Raw genomic sequence first — 16,412 nt, forward strand, 5'->3', positions numbered from 1 at the left:
GCCGACGAGGCCTAGACGATGGCCATGTCGACGAAGCGGGACAGGTGCAGCTGCGCGGCGACGGTGATCGTGTCGGTCGGACCATTTCGGTGCTTGGCAACAATAAAGTCCGCTTCCCCGGCCCGGGGCGACTCCTTGTCGTAGTAGTCGTCCCGGTGCAGAAGGATCACAACGTCAGCATCCTGCTCAATTGACCCCGATTCGCGCAAATCAGACAACTGGGGTCGCTTGTCGGTGCGCTGCTCTGGACCACGGTTCAGCTGGCTGACCGCGATGACCGGGCACTCGACCTCCTTCGCCAGCAGCTTGAGGCCCCGGGACAGGTCCGCGACCTCCTGCTGGCGGCTCTCGGTGCGCTTCGGCGAGGTCATCAGCTGGAGATAGTCGACGACGATCATCTTCAGGTCGTGCCGCTGCTTGAGCCGCCGCGCCTTGGCCCGGATCTCCATCAGGTTCATGCTCGGCGTGTCGTCCACGAAGAGCGGTGCCTCGCTGATCTCACCCATGCACCGAGCCAGCTTGGTCCAGTCGTCGTCGGAGAGCTGACCGCTGCGCAGCACGTGCAGCGGCACCCGGGCCTCGGCCGAGAGCAGCCGCATGACGATCTCGACCTTGCTCATTTCCAGCGAGAAGATGGCCGCCGCCTGGTTGGCGCGGATCGCCGCGTTCCGGGCGAAGTCCATGCTGGCGGTGCTGTTGTGGGTCGGGATCATCGACCGACTCGCCAGGTAGAGGTGGTCGGGGTTGTCCACCGTCACGCACCGGACCGGCACGCTGGGCACCGGCCGGACGTCGACGATGAAGCGGGACGTCGTACGCACGTCGGAGGCGGTCCGCCTGCGCGCCGCGTGCGCCGCCCGCTTCCGCTCCAGCCGGAAGACGGTGTCCGGCGTGGAGAAGTTCAGCGTGTACGCGGTCGAGGACGCGGCGCTGCGCCCGGACACCGGTCGTTCGTTGACCGTGCAGCGGTAGCCGAGGCTGACGACAAGTTCCCGGACGTCCTCGGCCAGCCGGCGCGAGGTGGAGGTGTACTGCAGATTGCCAGCCGGCGCCACGGTGCCGTCGGTGTCCATCAGGCCGGCCAACAGCGCCCGCCGCTGGGCCTCGGAGGCCCGCAGGTAGCTCTGCGGAATGTGCTTTTCGCTCGCCACGCCGGCTTCTCGCAGCAACCCGAGGAACGATCCCTTGCGGTCGTGGCAGTCGGCGCAGCGCACCGTGGCCCGGTTCTCCCGCAGCGCCCGGGTGGACCCCCCGCAGTCGACGCAGCGACGGTCGACGGACGGAGCGGGCGTCGGGAGATGGATGGCGTAGACCATCCGGCCGCTCGGGCGCACCACGAAGCCGTCCCGCTCGACGAGGGTCACCACCTCGGCGTCCGCCGTGGTGAACCGGCTCGCGCCGGTGTGCCCGTCGCCGAGCCACACTCCGAGGGTGTACGGCGGGACCGGCAGGTCCCGTTCCGCCAACTGGAGCGCGCCGCAGTTCGCCACCGCGTGGTTCAGCCGCCGGTCAGCCGTGTCGGTACGCAACGTCGCCGCGATCTGCGCGGTGGTGACCACCCCGTCGTGGCGCACCCGGCTACCTGCGTTGACCTGCCGCTCGGCCCGCGCCAGCAGCCCACCGAGCAGGGCGCCGGCGGGGTAGCCGGGGGCACTCCAGTTCCGTACCTTCCCGGCGCGGGTCACCGGCCGGCTGACCCGACCGTTGGCGCCCACCTCGCGGGCCACCGTGTGCAGCACGTTCCGGAACTCCGCACCCACGTGCTCGGCGGCCTGGGACAGCGTCACCAGGCGGTGCGGCTCATCGCCGACCGTCGCGTACGCCGCGCGCACACGCGCCAACGATGCCTCCGACCAGTAGCGGGTGGGGCGGGCCGCCTCCTGCCGCCGGCTCGCCCGGGTCGTGGTCTTCCAGAGGTGCTCGGCGTCCGCGACGATCACCGTCCCGTCGGAGAACTCCACCTCGTAGCAGGGCCGGTCGTGCATGACGTCGAAGGCGGCGGTGACCGTGGTCGGACTGCCATCGGCGGCCAGGAGTTGGTCCCCCACCGCGATCTCGCCCATGGTCGTCCAGCCGTCCGGCGTCGGCAGCGGCGTGTCGAGAGCCAGCGCCTTGCCCAGACCAGGCCGCCCGGCCACGATGATGAGCTGCCCCGGGTGCAGGCCGTTGAGCAGCCGATCGAGATCGGTGAAGCCGGTCGGCACGCCGGTCATCACGCCGCCCTGGGCACCCACCGCCTCGATCTCGTCGAGGGTCGGCTGGAGCATGTCGGCGAGGACGGCGAAGTCCTCGCTGACCCGGCGCTCGGTGACGTCGTAGACCGCCTGCTGGGCGAGGTCGACGATGTCGTCGACGTCCCGGCTGCCGCCGTTGGCGGTGCCGTAGCCGAGCTGCACGATCTTGGTGCCGGCCTCGACCAGTCGCCGGAGCACCGCCCGCTCGCTGACGATCCGCGCGTAGTACGCGGCGTTCGCCGCGGTCGGCACGCTGGCGATCAGGGTGTGCAGGTAGGGAGCGCCGCCCACCCGCACCAGGTCGCCCGAGTCGGCCAGCGCCGCCGCCACCGTGATCGAGTCGGCCGGCTCGCCCCGGCCGTAGATCTCCAGGATGGTGTCGAAGATGGTGGCGTGCACCGGCCGGTAGAAGTCGTTGGTCTTGAGGATCTCGACGACGTCGGCGATCGCGTCCTTGGAGAGCAGCATGCCGCCCAGCACGCACTGCTCGGCGGCGACGTCCTGCGGCGGGGTGCGGTCGAACTGCCCGTCGGGCTGCGCCGGGACGGGCGGCGGCCCTCCGGAGCGCGACTCCGACCGCATGTCATCGGTGACCGACACCGGGCCCCCTCCACTGCGTCGGATCCTCATCCAGCTCTACCGCCGGGGTACGACAATCTCCCGACCGGCCGGGTCGATCGGGGGTCATCTCGCGGTCGGTCGGGGGGTAACCATACGGAAACCGAGCTCAGGCACTCAACTGCCCCGGTGGACGAGCCTCGGGACAACCTGTGGACGCCGGTGGGCGAGCATGTGCGCAGGGTGTGCACAGCCTGTGGACAACCGCTGGGGAATTCCCGGCCATACGGCTCTGACCTGGTAAAACGCGATCCCCACCCTGTGGACGGCAAGTTTTCGGTCGATCCCGTGGGTCGATCGTCCCGTACTATCTCCAGCGAACGGCTACACCTGGACAGCGGATTGCGCTATCGGTTGAGAAGGGTCACGCTCCGGCCGTGAGTTACCGGGACTGGGGACGCGGAGAGGACGGTCCGCGCGAGCGACGGCCCGTCGCCCGCTGGGACGATCCCGCCGGTCCGCTCCCGGCGGATCCCTACTCAGCGGACGTCGAGGGCTACCGGACGCCGAGCCGCCGCCGGGCGATCGAGCGCGGCCAGCAGGAGCCGGTCGACACCTACCTGCCGCGCTGGGCGCTGGAGTCGGGCGTACGCAGCGCCGACGGTGGTGGCCGGCACGCCGCTCCGGACGACGACGACATCGACCCGCCCTCCTCGGGAGGTGGCTGGCGGCCGACCGACGCCACGGGCGACTGGCGGACGGGTGAGTCCGTGAGCGACTGGCCTGCCGGTGCGGCCGCCCGCGACTGGGGGGCTGCCGAGTCCACGGGTGACTGGCGGGCGAGCGGGAGCACCACCGGCTGGCGCCGCGTCGCCGAGACCAGTTGGCGGGAGGTGCCGGCGATCGAAGCCGAACCCGCGTCGGACCACACCCGGGAGTGGACCTTCGACCGCCCGCAGGAGCAGGGGTACGTCGGCAGCCGCCGGGCCGGTGACGATCCGGTCTCCGGAGTCCCGCCGCAGAGCCGTCCGCGCCGCACCCCGTCCCGTCAGCAGCAGGTGATCTGGTCCGGCGGCGAGGAGGAGACCACCGGCGCCACCGTCGAGCCGGAGCTGGAGCGGCCGTCCCGGCGGAACCGGCGGGCGTCGGCCGAGTCCTGGGCCCGGCCGAGCAACGACCCGTGGGAGCGGAGCGCGGAGCCCGACGAGCCGGCGTACCGCCCGGCGGTGGATCCGTGGGACGCCTCGGGAATGCACGCGTGGCAGCCGGCCGCCGGCGCGGACCGTTGGGACCGGACGTCGGGCACCGGCCGGTGGGACGAGCCGGACAGCACCGGCCAGTGGCACCAGCCGGACAGCACCGGGCAGTGGTACCAACCCGCCGAGAGCACCGGCCAGTGGGACCGGTTTCCCGACGACGGGTGGGACCGGACGGCGCCGCCGCGCTCGGGCGGCTCCGCCGGGACCTGGTCGTGGCCGGGGCAGGACGGGTCGGAGGAGGGGTTCTGGTCGGGCACCCGGTTGGCCGGCGACGACCCCCGCTGGGTGGACGCGCCGGTGTCGGCGCCACGCTCGCCGGTGGTCGGCTACACCGCGCCGCGCCCGCGCTCCGCGCCACGTCGGCGCGTCGAGCCGGTCGGCGCGCCGGGGGCCGGCACCCCAGCGGCCGTACGACGGGCCCAGCCGGCGGGCGCGCAAGCCTGGACGCGACGTCTCGAGGACGACCTGCTCGACCCGGATCAGGGCGGTTCGCTGCGGCCGCTGCTCTACACCGCCGCCTGCTACCTGCTGCCGGCGGTGATGGTCTTCTTCTGGTTGCTGACCCTCGACGGCCAGGCGCCGGCCGGTTGCGTGACCGACATCAGCGGCGGTGGTTGCGACTCGCCCCGTTCCCGGGCGCTCGGTTCGATGCTGGAGGGCATGCCGCGTTTCGGGCTGGCCTTGGCGAGCAGTTTGGTGGTGGCGCTGCTGCTGCGTCGGGTGGGGACCACCTGGCGGTCGACCACGGTGGCACTCGCCGCCGCGGTGGTGGGCGGTGGTCTGTCCACGGTGATGATCAGCGCGGTGACCGGCCAGCCGATCGGCTGACGCCCCGCGCACTCCGCCCGCACGGGGTCCGTCACGCGGCGGCGTGCCGGGCACACTGCCATGCGGAATTCAGCCGTTGTGCCCGGGCGCGCGCTGTCGCGCGGGGCGCGCGCCGCAGTCCGGGTGCGCCGCCGTGCAACGTGCCGATGGGGCTGGTCGGCACCAAGGGCAGGGCCAGGTGCGAATGGGTCGACGCGCGGAGCGGGCGATGGCGCGTACGGAAGAAGCAGGGCCCCGCACCGGTCGATCGGTGCGGGGCCCTGCTGTGGTGCTGGTGGGTGTCAGCCCTGGACGACGTTGAGGTCGAACTTGGCGGTCACCTCGGGGTGCAGCTTGATGCGCACCGGGTAGGAGCCGATCGACTTGATGTGACCGGGCAGCTCCAGCCGGCGGCGGTCGAGGACCGGACCACCGGCGGCCTTGACGGCGTCGACGATCTCGGCCGGGGTCACCGAGCCGAAGAGCCGGCCACCGTCGCCGGCGCGGGCCTTCAGGTTGACCTTGAGACCCTCGAGCTGGTCCTTGACCTCGTTGGCGTGGCCGAGGTCGCGGATCTCCCGGGCGGAGCGGGCGCGCTTGATGAGCGTCACCTGCTTCTCCGCACCCTTGGTCCAGGCGATCGCGAAGCCCTGCGGCAGCAGGTAGTTACGGCCGTAGCCGTCCTTGACCTCCACGATGTCGCCCGGGGCACCGAGGCCGGACACCTCCTGAGTCAGGATGATCTTCATATCGGTGCCTCCCCTCAGCGCGCCGTCGCGGTGTACGGCAGGAGCGCCATCTCACGGGCGTTCTTGACCGCACGGGCGATCTGCCGCTGCTGCTGCGAGGTGACGCCGGTCACCCGCCGAGCGCGGATCTTGCCGCGGTCGGAGATGAACTTGCGCAGCAGCGCGGTGTCCTTGTAATCGATGTAGGTGATCCCGTCCTTGTCGAGCGGGTTCACCTTCTTCTTCGGCTTGCGCAGTGCCGCAGCCTTGGCCATTGCTCTTGCTCCTGGTTTGCGATCGCGGGCGCTCGGCGCCATTAGAACGGGGGCTCCTCGTCGAAGTTTCCGCCGCCCGAACCGGAACGGGAGGGCGCGGGGGCAGCCGAGGCCCAGGGGTCGTCGAAGTTGCCTCCGCCGCCCTGGCCACCACCGCCACCGAAGCCGCCGCCGCCGCCGGAGCGGGACATCTTCTGCACCTTCGCCGTGGCGTAGCGCAGCGACGGGCCGATCTCGTCGACCTCCAGCTCGATGACGGTGCGCTTCTCACCCTCGCGGGTCTCGTAGGACCGCTGACGCAGCCGGCCGGACACGATCACGCGGGTGCCGCGCTGGAGCGACTCCGCGACGTGCTCGGCTGCCTGCCGCCACACCGTGCACGAGAGGAACAACGGCTCGCCGTCCTTCCACTCGCCGGACGCCTTGTCCATGAACCGGGGCGTCGAGGCGACCCGGAACTTGGCGACCGCGGCACCGGAGGGGGTGAACCGCAACTCGGGGTCATCGGTCAGGTTGCCGATGACCGTGATGGTGGTGTCTCCTGCCATGACCATCTCCTCGCGCACTCATCCGTTCTGCCGTACAGGTTCTCAGAACCCTCCGACAGCCCGGTGAGGCTGATCCGGGCGTTACCGGGGAATGCTCAGCGCATCTCCGGCCGGATGACCTTGGTGCGCAGCACCGACTCGTTGAGTCGCAGCTGACGGTCCAGCTCGGCCACCGCCGCAGGCGTCGCCTGCAGGTCGATGACGGCGTAGATGCCCTCGGCCTTCTTGTTGATCTCGTACGCGAGGCGCCGGCGGCCCCACACGTCGGTCTTCTCCACCGAGCCACCCGCGGTCCGGATCACGTTCAGGTACGTGTCGAGCGACGGGGCGACGGTGCGCTCCTCGAGGCTGGGGTCGAGGATCACCATGATCTCGTAATGACGCAAGACGTGCTCACCTCCTGTGGGCTAAGCGGCCACGGTCCTTCCGTGGCAGGAGGTCGTGCGTCGTGGCCCGCTCCGGAGTCGGGGGATCCCACCCGGGCGCGGACAACCGGACCAGGATACCCGGTCCGGACGATCATGTCCGGGCAGGTCGCGGCGGCCGGCGCCGGACGCGGTGACGGGGGCCGGCTCGACAGCACTGTCGGTGGCCGGCCCCCGTCAACGAGGCCGCGGGGCGTCCCGTCCGCATTCCTTGGGTGGGACCTGGGGAGGAACGACCACACCGATGAGGTTGGACCGGGGACGCCCCGCGGAGCTTTATCATGTTGTTACCCGACGATACGTTGGAACTCGCCGCTTGTCGGGGTAAATGGCTAAATCTCCGACAATTCTTTTCGTGGGGCCTCCGGAAGCGCTGGTCGCCGGTGGGGCGGGCCCCCGTCGCGCCGGGCCGCGCGACGGGGGCTGCCCCGCTCTGGCGACGGTCCGCGGCAGCGGGCGGCACGACGTGCGCCACGACCTGCCGGAGAGCCGACCGTCGATCCCACTCCCCTCAACGAGCGCCGAACCGTCCGGTGACGCGGGCGGCCCGATTCGGCGGCGGGCGTCACCCCGGTTGTCGGGCACGCGACGTAGGCTCCCCTGCATGCGTATCGGAGCACACGTCGATCCGACCGACCCGCTGGCGGAGGCGACCGCCCGAGCGGCCGAGACCGTGCAGTTCTTCCTCTCCGACCCGCAGGGGTGGAAGGCGCCGAAGCCCCGGGAGGACGCGGAGCGGCTGAGGGCCGCCGACGTCGACCTCTACGTGCACGCGCCGTACGTCATCAACGTCGCCACGCTGAACAACCGGATCCGCATCCCGAGCCGCAAGCTCCTGCTCGGGCACGCGCAGGCGGCCGCGGCGGTCGGCGCCAAGGGCCTCATCGTGCACGGCGGGCACGTCAACGCCGGTGACGACCTCGCGGTGGGCTTCGACAACTGGCGCAAGACCTTCGCGTACGCGGCGGAGTCGGGTGGCTTCGGCGTACCGGTCCTGATCGAGAACACCGCGGGCGGCGACAACGCCTGCGCCCGCCGGCTCGACGCGCTCGCCCGGCTGTGGGACGCGGTCGGCGACTACGGCGCCGGCTTCTGTCTGGACACCTGCCACGCCCACGCCGGCGGCGAGGAGCTGCTCGGGCTGGTGGACCGGGTCAAGGCGATCACCGGCCGGATCGACCTGGTGCACGCCAACAACTCCAAGGGCGCGTTCGGCTCCGGCCAGGACCGGCACGACAACCTCGACGGCGGCACGATCGACCCGGAGCTGGTGGTCGCGGTCATCCGCGCGGCCGGCGCACCGGTGATCGTGGAGACCCCCGGTGGGGTGACCGGCCAGGCGGCCGACATCGCCTTCCTCCGGGAGCAGCTCGGGACGGAGAGCCCGGCGGTATGACGACGGACCAGTCCGCCGCCGGCGGACCGCAGCCGGCCGACGCGCCCGGCGCCGAGGGCGCCGCCGACCGCGCGGCGAAGAAGCCCGCTGCTGGCGGAACCGATCCCGGGAGCGGCACCGGCGCGCGGGAGACGGACGGCAGGACCACGGACGCCGGCCGGGCACCCGGCAAGGCCGCCGATGGCAAGGCCGCCGACGGCACGAGCGCCGACGGCACGAGCGCCGACGGCAGGGCCGGGAACGGCGGGGGCGGGACCGACAGCACCACGAGCGGCAGGGCCGAGCGCGGCAAGGCCGAGTCCGGCAACACGGCCGGATCCGGCAGGACCGCCGAAGCCAAGGCCGGGGACGGAAAGAACGCCGACGGCACGAGCGCGGACCGAAAGAGCGTGGACGGCGGGAGCGGGCGCGACAAGTCCGACAGCACAGCGGCCGGCAAGAGCGGACCGGGCAACACCGCCGACGACAAGACCGCCGACGACAAAGGCGGACCGGCCGAGACCGCCGACGGCAAGAGCGGAGCGAGCGGGACCGACGGCGCCAAGGACGGGTCCGGCAAGACCGACGGCAAGGACGGATCCGGCAAGATCGACGGCGCCAAGGACGGGCCCGGCAAGACCGACGGCAAGGACGGATCCGGCAAGACCGCAGGCGACAAGGACGGCGAGACCGACCCGTTCGCGGCCTTCGCGCCGGCCCCCGAGCCGGTGCCCACCCGGGTGGGGCGGATCGGGCGGGCGATCGGCCGGGGCCTGATCCACGAGTGGACCCTGGCCACCGTCGGGTCGCTGCTGCTGGCCGTGTTGCTGACCTGGCCCACCCTGCGCTACCCGCGCCACACGCTGCCGCAGGATTACTGGGACCCGAGCCTGCAGGCCTGGCAGATGGCGTGGTCGGGGCACATCCTGCTGACCAACCCGGCGCAGCTGTGGCACGCGAACACGTTCTTCCCCGAGTCGTGGAGCTTCGCCTTCTCCGACACCCTGCTCGGTTACGCGCCGGCCGGGATGCTCGGCACCGGCCCCGAGGCAGCCATCCTGCGCTACAACATCATCTTCGTGCTGGCGCACGCGCTCGCCACGCTCGGGGCGTACGCGCTGGCGCGGCAGCTCGGCGCGGGCCGGATCGGCGCGGCGGTGGCCGGGGTGAGCTACGCCTACGCGCCGTGGCTGCTGGCCCAGGCCGGCCACCTGCACGTGGTCTCCAACGGCGGCATCCCGCTGGCGCTGGCCATGCTGGCCCGCGGGCACGGCTATTCGCTGCGACACGGCTACCGCCCGGAGCGTCGGCACGACGGCTGGGTCTACGCCGGCTGGTTGGTGGCGGCCTGGCAGCTCAGTCTCGGGTTCGGCATCGGGCTGCCGTTCGCGTACTTCCTCGGCGGGACGGTGGTGGTCGCGGCCGTCACCTGGTTCCTGCGCCGCTGGGTGGTCCGGCCGGTGAAGCGCCCGTTCGGGCGCCGGCTGCTCCTCGCCGACCTGGTCGGTGGGGCGATCTTCGCCGGGATCGGCCTGCTGATGGCGCTGCCGTACTTCAAGGTGGCGCAGCTGCACCCGCAGGCGGAGCGCACCATCGGCGACATCTCGATCTTTTCGCCGCCGGCCATCGGCTTCTTCACCGCGCCGGCCGAGTCGCGGGTGTGGGGGAGCCTGCACGAGGGCGCCCGCGCCACGCTGCCGTGGCACCCGGAGATGACCCTGCTGCCCGGCTTCGTGCTCTACGCGCTCGCGGCCGGCGGGCTCTTCTTCTCGGTGTGGAAGCTGCGCCACCGGCTGCTGCTGCTCGCCGGGGTGGTGGTGACCATGGTGCTCGCCATGGGCACCCGGTTCTTCGACGGCACGTTCACCTACGTGCCGCTCTTCGAGCACCTTCCGGGCTGGAACGGCCTGCGGACGCCGGGCCGGCTGATGCTCTGGACCACGCTGCTGCTCGGGTTGCTCGCGGCCGGCGCGGTGAGCGCGTTCGCCGCCCGGGTACGCGAGATCTCCGCCGAACGGATTCCGTCCTGGCCGAGCCCGGGGCTACGGCTGGCCACGCTGGTGCCGCTGCTGCTGGTGATCGTCGAAGGGCTGAACGCCACCCCGCACCCGGTGGTGCCGCCGCAGCCGGCCGCGATGCGGACGGTGGACGGCCCGCTGCTGGTGCTGCCCAGCAACCAGAGCCTCGACCAGCCGGTGATGCTCTGGTCGACCAGCCGGTTCCAGGACGTGGTCAACGGGGGCAGCGGCTTCACCCCGCACCAGCTCGACGAGGTGCGCCGGGTGTCGGCCGCCTTCCCGGACCAGACCAGCGTCGACTACCTGCGCACCCTCGGGGTGCGCAACGTGCTGCTGATGCGCGACCAGGTGCGCGGTACGCCGTGGGAGATCACCATCGACGCGCCGGTGGACGGGCTCGACATCACCCGCGAGGAGATCGGCCAGGTGGTGGTCTTCCGTCTCTGAGCCGCGCCACGGGCGCGGTGGGGTTGCGGGAAGCCCAACCGGGTTCGCGGATCCGGCTTGACCCTTACGTCGCGTGAGGCCGGAGGGTGAGGCACATGAGCGACCACTACAACGCTTTCGAGATCAGTCCCGTGCCCGCTCCCGGCCCGGAGGCGGTTGCGCCGGAGCCGTTCCGGGGGATCTACGGCATGCCCGCGTTCGTGACGATCCCCACGAACGATCTGGCGGCGTCGGTGGACTTCTGGGTTCGTGGGCTCGGGTTCTTCGAGCTGTTCAGCATCCCCGGCACGCTCGTGCATCTGCGCCGGTGGGCGTTCCAGGACGTGCTCCTCGTCTCGGCGGCGAGCGTTCCCGCGCAGGCACCGGCGATGAGCGTCAGTTTCGCGTGCGTGCTCAGCCAGGTCGACTCCGTGGTCGAGGCCTGCCGTGCGGTGAACCCGGACTCGGTCGACGGCCCACGGGACACTCCCTGGAACACCCGCGACGTGGAGGTGATCACGCCCGAGAAGGCGCGGATCGTCTTCACCGCGGCGAAGCCCTTCGATCCAGCCAGTCAGGAGGCTCGGAACCTTGAAGCCATCGGGATCACCCCGCCTGGCGTCGGTCGCGACGACAGTGCGGAGCACGCCTGATGCCGCTGACGCCGACGGCCTGACCGTCGGCCAGGTCTCGACGCGGCTGGGCGTGACGGTCCGCGCGCTGCACCACTGGGACGACATCGGTCTGGCGCGACCGTCGCTGCGCACGGCTGCCGGATACCGGCTCTACACCGCCGGCGATCTGGAACGGCTGCACCGCATCGTCGTCTACCGGGAGCTCGGCCTCGACCTGGACAGGATTCGGGCCATCCTGGACGACTCGACCGTGGACGTGCCCGGGGCACTGCGCGCGCAGCGCACCCAGGTCGCCCAACGGATCGACCGCCTCCAGCAGCTCAGCGCCGGTCTGGATCGGATGATTGATGCCCACGAGCGCGGCCTGCTGCTGACCGTCGAGCAGCAGGCCGCGATCTTCGGCCCGGACTGGAACCCGGACTGGCCCGCCCAGGCCCGCCAGCGCTACGGAGACACGACGCAGTGGCAGCAGTACGCCGAACGCTCAGCCGCTCGTAGTCCGGAGGAATGGCAGGCCATCGCCGACACCATCGCCGACCTCGACCGTGCCCTCGCGGACGCGGTGGACGCCGGTGTCACCCCCGGCAGCCCGGAAGCGAACCAGCTCGTCGAGCGACACCGTGAGGTGTTCGGTTCGTACTTTCCCCTCACCAGGCGGATGCAGGTCTGCCTCGGCCGCATGTTCGAGACCGATCCGGCGTTCGCCGCCCACTACGACGGCATCCGCGCCGGCCTCGCCACGTGGTTCCGGCAGAGCATCGATGCCAGCGCACGCGCCCACGGCATCGACCCCGACACCGCCACCTGGCAGTAGCGCCGCCGGTCAGCCGGCTGCGACCAACCTCCTGACCGGGTCCGCCTAGGGGCTGACCGGCTCGGGCGTGGGCTGGGCCGGTCGGTGTCGCCAGTGGTCGAGCCATCCGGCGTCCGGGGCACCGTCGAGCACCCCGCCGTCCGGGTCGTCCCGGTAGGTGCCGCGGACCGCGTCCAGCTCCGGGCGCATGATCTCCCGGATGACCAGCGCACAGAGCACCACCACGGTGGTCAGCCGCAGCGTGGCGGCGAGCACGAAGACCCCCTCCGGGAAGACCGGCCGGGCGGTGGCCGCGCCGAGCAGTTCGCCGTAGAAGGCCGCGAAGTAGCAGACCTCGGCCGCCTGCCAGGCCAGGACGGCGCCCCACTTCGGGCGAGCCAGCACGGCCAGCGGCAGCAGCCAGAGCACGAACTGCTGCGACCACACCTTGCTGAAGATCAGGAACGCGGCGACCACCAGGAACGCGAGCTGGGCGAGCCGGGGACGGCGCGGCGCCGCCAGCGCCAGCGCGGCCACCCCGAGGCAGGCCAGCCCGAAGAGGGCGTACGTCAGCACGTTCAGGGTGGGGATGTTGACGTTGAGCCACTCGAACGGGCCGAGGTCGGTGGGGTCCGGGCTGCCCACCTTGTTGTCCAGGTAGCGGCCGATGTACCAAAGGGTGCCCCAGTCGATGGCGCGCTCGGTGTTGAGTTCGAAGAACCGGTCCCAGTTCTCCCGGTACGGGATGGCCACCGGCAGGTTGACCACCACCACGGCGACGATGGCGCTGCCGATGGCGGTCAGCGCGGCGCGTAGTCGCCCGGCGCGCAGGGCGAGCACCAGCACCGGGCCGAGGATGAACAGCGGCCACAACTTGGCGGCCCCGGCCAGGCCGAGCAGGGCGCCGGCCAGGGCGGGGCGGCTGCGCGCCCAGGCGAGCAGCCCGAACGCGGCCAGCCCGATGGCCAGCAGATCCCAGTTGACAGTGGCAGTGAGCAGCAGCGCCGGCGCGAGCGCGAAGAGCGCGGCGTCCCAGGGTCTACGGCGGCGCAGGGCGAGGATCACCGCGACGGTGGCCACCGCCAGCGCGCCGAGCACCAGCGCGTTGAGGTTGTAGAACCACTGGCCCTGGTTGAGCTCGGGATCGCCGGTGCCGAGGGCGTGCACGGGCAGGCCCAGCGCGCCCATGAGGTAACCGGTCAGCACCGGGTACTCGACGGGGTGGTCGCGGTAGGGGACCTTTCCCTCGTTGAGCCCCTCGGCGTAGTAGAGCGCCAGCACGTCGGTGTAGCAGAACCGGGTGTACTGCACGTTGTTCTGCCAGGCGCCGTCCTGGCACGGCGACTTCTGCACCCAGTGCAGGGCCAGGGTCAGGCAGACCAGGGCCAGCACGATCCGGGCGGCAGTCCAGAACCGGCGCTCTCGGCCGGCCGGCCGGTCCAGCGCCACCGCGTGGTCACCCAGCGGGCCGCCGATCAGACCGGAGAGCCCCCGGACGAACCCGTCGGAGCGGGACGGGTGGTCGGGGGCACCGGGCTCGTCGATGCCGGGCGTCGACTGCGTGCTCATGAAGGAGCATCCTGCCGTACGGGCGGCCTCCGCGTCCCGTCCCGCCCGACTTGTCGTACCCGAAACGCCGCTGGCGGCCGGTGTCGTCGTCCGGCCGTCGGCGGCGCCCGTGGGGTCAGTGCCGCTCGGTCGCGCGGGATGGGGTGGTGGGTGACAGTCCACCGCCGGTCCCGCCGTTGTCGGGTGGTGGCGGGGTGGCCGGGAGCGTCGGGATGGTAGGTGTCCCGCCGCCGTTGTCGCCGCCGTCGGGCGGGCAGCGGGGGTTCAGCACGTCCGGGCAGCCCGGCGGCGTCGACGGCTGGGTGGGCGGCGGCGACGGCGGGGCCGGCTCGGTGCCGTTGCCGGCGTCCGCGTCGCCCATCCCGGTGACGCCGGGCAGGTCGGAACTGGCCTTGCCCTTCAGCGCCGCGTCCATGTACCGCTTCCACAGCTTGGCCGGGAAGCTGCTGCCACCGATGTCGTTGCCGTCGTCGTCGACGATCGTCGGCTTCTTCGCGTCCCGGCTGCCGACCCAGACCGCTGTCGCGACGTTCTTGTCGTACCCGACCATCCAGGCGTGCGCGTTGCGCGGCGTGCCGTTGTACTCCCAGGTGCCGGTCTTGCCGGCCGCGTCCCGGCCGCCGTCCAGGTTGGCGTTGTTCTTCTCGGGAATCTCCTTCAGCACCGCGGTCACCTCGCGGGCGACCTCCGGCCGGATCCGCTGCTGTCCGCCGTCCTTGTGCAGCTGCTCCCCGGCTCCCGGCACGGCGACCCACTCGCCGGTGGTCTTGTCCTGCTTCTCCACCGACAGGACGAAGTGCGCCTTGTTGTACTTGCCGTCGTTGGCCAGGGTGGCCAGCCCGTTGGCGTGGTCGAGCACGGTGATCGGGTACTGGCCGTAGCCCACCACCCGGTCGAACCGGGTCGGCGCGAGCTCCGCCGCGTCGGAGGTGGTGAGGTCGTACGGCTTGGGCGGGTCGACGGTCCACATGGTGCCGACCCCGGCCCGCTTGGCCATCTCGACCACCCTGTCCGGGCCGATCTCGTCGGTGACGTGGAAGAACGGCACGTTGTACGACCGGATCGTCGACTCCTCCAGGGTGCACCACTTGCCGCACACGCCCGCGCCCCGGCCGGCGTTCTGCACCTTGTCCTTGAACCCTCTCGGCTTGAAGGGGGTGGCGTCCCAATGCGACTTGACCGAGATGCCGGCGTCGATGGCGGCGGCCAGGGTGTAGACCTTGAACGAGGAGCCCGGCGGATGCCCGCCGACGATGTCGCCGTTGGCGTTGGTGTTCCTGCCCGCGTAGTCGAAGTCGGCGCCGCTGTCCCCGCCGTAGTAGGCGAGCACCCGGCCGTTGCGCGGGTTGATGGAGACCGCCGCCGCCATCAGGTTCTTGGGCTGCCCGTACAGCACCGAGCCCTTCTTGTCCGGCTGGGCCGCCGCCTCCAGCGCCTTCTGCAGTTTCCAGTCGATGGTGGTCTTGATCCGGTAGCCACCGTCGCGCAGCTCGTCGACGCAGGCCGGCTTCCCCGACGCGCCGGAGTCGGAGCAGATGCCCCACTGCTCCAGCTCCTGCCGGACGTAGTTGACCACGTTGCCGCTCGGGCTCTTCACGCCGAACCCGTTGCCGTCCTTCGGCGGCGGCAGCACCTTGGGGTACTCGGTGGGCCGGTCCGGTCGGCCGGGTACGCCCAGCCAGCCCTCGGCGACCATGCCGTCGATGACGTACTGCCAGCGGGCCTGCGCGTCGGTGGGGTTGACCGCCGGGTCGTAGCCCTGGTGGGTCTGGCTGGCGACGGGCTGCTTGATGAGGGCGGCGAGCACGGCGCCCTGGGCCGGGGTCAGCTTCGCCGCCGAGGTGTCGAAGTAGGTGTGCGCCGCCGCCTCGATGCCGTACGCGCCCCGGCCGAAGTAGATCACGTTGAGGTAGTGCTGCATGATCTGCGGCTTGGTGTACTTGTCGTTCAGCTTCGAGGCGAGGATCGCCTCCTTCACCTTCCGGCCGTACGTGTCGTCCTGGAGGTTGTCGAACGCGTTCCGCGCGTACTGCTGGGTGATGGTCGAGGCGCCCTGCTTGTCACCGCCGGTGAAGTTGTTCCACGCGGCCCGGGCGATGCCCTTGTAGTCGACACCGGCGTGCTTGTAGAAGTTCCGGTCCTCGGCCGCGGCCACCGCGTCCTGCACGTGCTGCGGGATCTGGTCGATGGTGACGAACGTCCGGTTCTCGCTACCGAGCTTCGCCACGATGTTCTTGCCGTCCGCGGCGTACACGGTGGTGGAGAGCGGCAGCGGCACCTCGTTGGGCAGCACCACCCGGGTGGAGTACCAGGTGAAGCCGACGACGCCGAGCCCGGCCAGCATGATGAGGACGGCGAACCCGGCGATCAGCGTGTTCAACCGCTTCCGCTTCCGCTTGCCTGGCCGAGCCGCGGCCGGGCCGCCGGCGCCACGCCGGCCACCACCGGGACCGGTCGGCCCGACCGGCCCACCCGGTGCGCCGGTGGCCGGCGGCACGCTGGCCCGGGCCACCGGCGCCCGACCACCCACCGCCGCCGAACCCACCCGGGCTCGCCCGGCCGACGCCGCACCCACCGGGGCGGAAGCGGAACCGACCGTCGCCCGACCGGTCTGCCCACCGGAGGCCGGTGGCGCCGGAACCCGGCCCGGGATCCGGGCCCGCCCGCGTGGGGAATCGGGTTCGCCGTCCACTCCACTCGTGCTCATGAAACCGCATCCTGCCGCACGAGCGGGCTCCGCGTGCCCCCTCTCACGTCGTGGC

At 71.8% G+C, this 16,412-nt stretch carries 11 protein-coding genes and 1 pseudogene; 5 read left to right on the plus strand and 7 right to left on the minus strand.

The genetic code is table 11. From position 1 onward, the window contains the following. Positions 1 to 11: 11 nt before the first annotated feature. Positions 12 to 2,816, minus strand: coding sequence for a replicative DNA helicase (gene dnaB / locus GA0070609_RS28595; RefSeq protein WP_408630684.1), 2,805 nt, complete (start codon positions 2,814 to 2,816; stop codon positions 12 to 14). Between the two features lie 413 nt (positions 2,817 to 3,229). Here dnaB and GA0070609_RS28600 point away from each other — a divergent pair, with 413 nt between their 5' ends. Beyond that, on the plus strand, positions 3,230 to 4,879 hold the full coding sequence (locus tag GA0070609_RS28600; RefSeq protein ID WP_088996663.1) for a chromosomal replication initiator protein DnaA: 1,650 nt from the start codon (positions 3,230 to 3,232) through the stop codon (positions 4,877 to 4,879). Positions 4,880 to 5,160: 281 nt separating this feature from the next. On the opposite strand, the gene rplI is transcribed toward GA0070609_RS28600, so the two are convergent. The 4 genes from rplI to rpsF form a co-directional block, all read right to left on the minus strand. Then, positions 5,161 to 5,607, minus strand: coding sequence for a 50S ribosomal protein L9 (gene rplI / locus GA0070609_RS28605; protein ID WP_088996664.1), 447 nt, complete (start codon positions 5,605 to 5,607; stop codon positions 5,161 to 5,163). 14 nt (positions 5,608 to 5,621) lie between these two features. Continuing rightward, positions 5,622 to 5,861: a 30S ribosomal protein S18 gene (gene rpsR / locus GA0070609_RS28610; RefSeq protein WP_007073789.1), complete on the minus strand. Its 240-nt coding sequence runs from the start codon at positions 5,859 to 5,861 to the stop codon at positions 5,622 to 5,624. A gap of 41 nt (positions 5,862 to 5,902) precedes the next feature. Beyond that, on the minus strand, positions 5,903 to 6,427 hold the full coding sequence (locus GA0070609_RS28615) for a single-stranded DNA-binding protein (protein WP_172899428.1): 525 nt from the start codon (positions 6,425 to 6,427) through the stop codon (positions 5,903 to 5,905). Between the two features lie 77 nt (positions 6,428 to 6,504). Next, positions 6,505 to 6,795 carry a 30S ribosomal protein S6 gene (gene rpsF, locus GA0070609_RS28620; protein WP_076468436.1) on the minus strand — a complete coding sequence of 97 codons (291 nt, stop codon included), beginning with the start codon at positions 6,793 to 6,795 and terminating at the stop codon, positions 6,505 to 6,507. 643 nt (positions 6,796 to 7,438) lie between these two features. On the opposite strand from rpsF, the gene GA0070609_RS28625 reads away from it, so the two are divergent. The 4 genes from GA0070609_RS28625 to GA0070609_RS28640 all read left to right on the plus strand — a co-directional run bounded on the left by GA0070609_RS28625 (position 7,439) and on the right by GA0070609_RS28640 (position 12,102). Next, positions 7,439 to 8,230: a deoxyribonuclease IV gene (locus tag GA0070609_RS28625; protein WP_088996665.1), complete on the plus strand. Its 792-nt coding sequence runs from the start codon at positions 7,439 to 7,441 to the stop codon at positions 8,228 to 8,230. Continuing rightward, a complete protein-coding gene (locus GA0070609_RS28630; protein ID WP_231928443.1) occupies positions 8,227 to 10,674 on the plus strand; it encodes a hypothetical protein in 2,448 nt (815 codons plus the stop codon). The genes GA0070609_RS28625 and GA0070609_RS28630 overlap by 4 nt, the downstream gene beginning before the upstream one ends. Positions 10,675 to 10,769: 95 nt before the next feature. Then, positions 10,770 to 11,306 carry a VOC family protein gene (locus tag GA0070609_RS28635; protein ID WP_088998024.1) on the plus strand — a complete coding sequence of 179 codons (537 nt, stop codon included), beginning with the start codon at positions 10,770 to 10,772 and terminating at the stop codon, positions 11,304 to 11,306. After that, positions 11,290 to 12,102: a MerR family transcriptional regulator gene (locus tag GA0070609_RS28640; RefSeq protein ID WP_088996666.1), complete on the plus strand. Its 813-nt coding sequence runs from the start codon at positions 11,290 to 11,292 to the stop codon at positions 12,100 to 12,102. Before GA0070609_RS28635 ends, GA0070609_RS28640 begins: the two co-directional genes overlap by 17 nt. Positions 12,103 to 12,147: 45 nt before the next feature. Here GA0070609_RS28640 and GA0070609_RS28645 read toward each other — a convergent pair whose 3' ends face one another. Both GA0070609_RS28645 and GA0070609_RS28650 read right to left on the minus strand, forming a co-directional pair. Beyond that, positions 12,148 to 13,650 (minus strand): glycosyltransferase family 87 protein, encoded by a 1,503-nt coding sequence (locus GA0070609_RS28645; RefSeq protein ID WP_088996667.1) that lies wholly within the window; start codon positions 13,648 to 13,650, stop codon positions 12,148 to 12,150. A 163-nt stretch (positions 13,651 to 13,813) separates the two neighbouring features. Further along, positions 13,814 to 16,390: pseudogene (locus GA0070609_RS28650) on the minus strand (transglycosylase domain-containing protein); the annotation flags it as partial. Positions 16,391 to 16,412 lie beyond the last annotated feature (22 nt).

The sequence above is a fragment of the Micromonospora echinaurantiaca genome, from assembly GCF_900090235.1.
In the GTDB taxonomy this organism is placed as follows: domain Bacteria; phylum Actinomycetota; class Actinomycetes; order Mycobacteriales; family Micromonosporaceae; genus Micromonospora; species Micromonospora echinaurantiaca.

Bases quoted from the DNA above. Each gene is read 5' to 3' on its own strand.
- GA0070609_RS28645 (WP_088996667.1), bottom strand. From the start codon at position 13,650: ATGAGCACGCAGTCGACGCCCGGCATCGACGAGCCCGGTGCCCCCGAC.
- GA0070609_RS28630 (WP_231928443.1), top strand. From the start codon at position 8,227: ATGACGACGGACCAGTCCGCCGCCGGCGGACCGCAGCCGGCCGACGCG.
- rplI (WP_088996664.1), bottom strand. From the start codon at position 5,607: ATGAAGATCATCCTGACTCAGGAGGTGTCCGGCCTCGGTGCCCCGGGC.
- GA0070609_RS28635 (WP_088998024.1), top strand. From the start codon at position 10,770: ATGAGCGACCACTACAACGCTTTCGAGATCAGTCCCGTGCCCGCTCCC.
- GA0070609_RS28625 (WP_088996665.1), top strand. From the start codon at position 7,439: ATGCGTATCGGAGCACACGTCGATCCGACCGACCCGCTGGCGGAGGCG.
- rpsR (WP_007073789.1), bottom strand. From the start codon at position 5,861: ATGGCCAAGGCTGCGGCACTGCGCAAGCCGAAGAAGAAGGTGAACCCG.
- dnaB (WP_408630684.1), bottom strand. From the start codon at position 2,816: ATGCGGTCGGAGTCGCGCTCCGGAGGGCCGCCGCCCGTCCCGGCGCAG.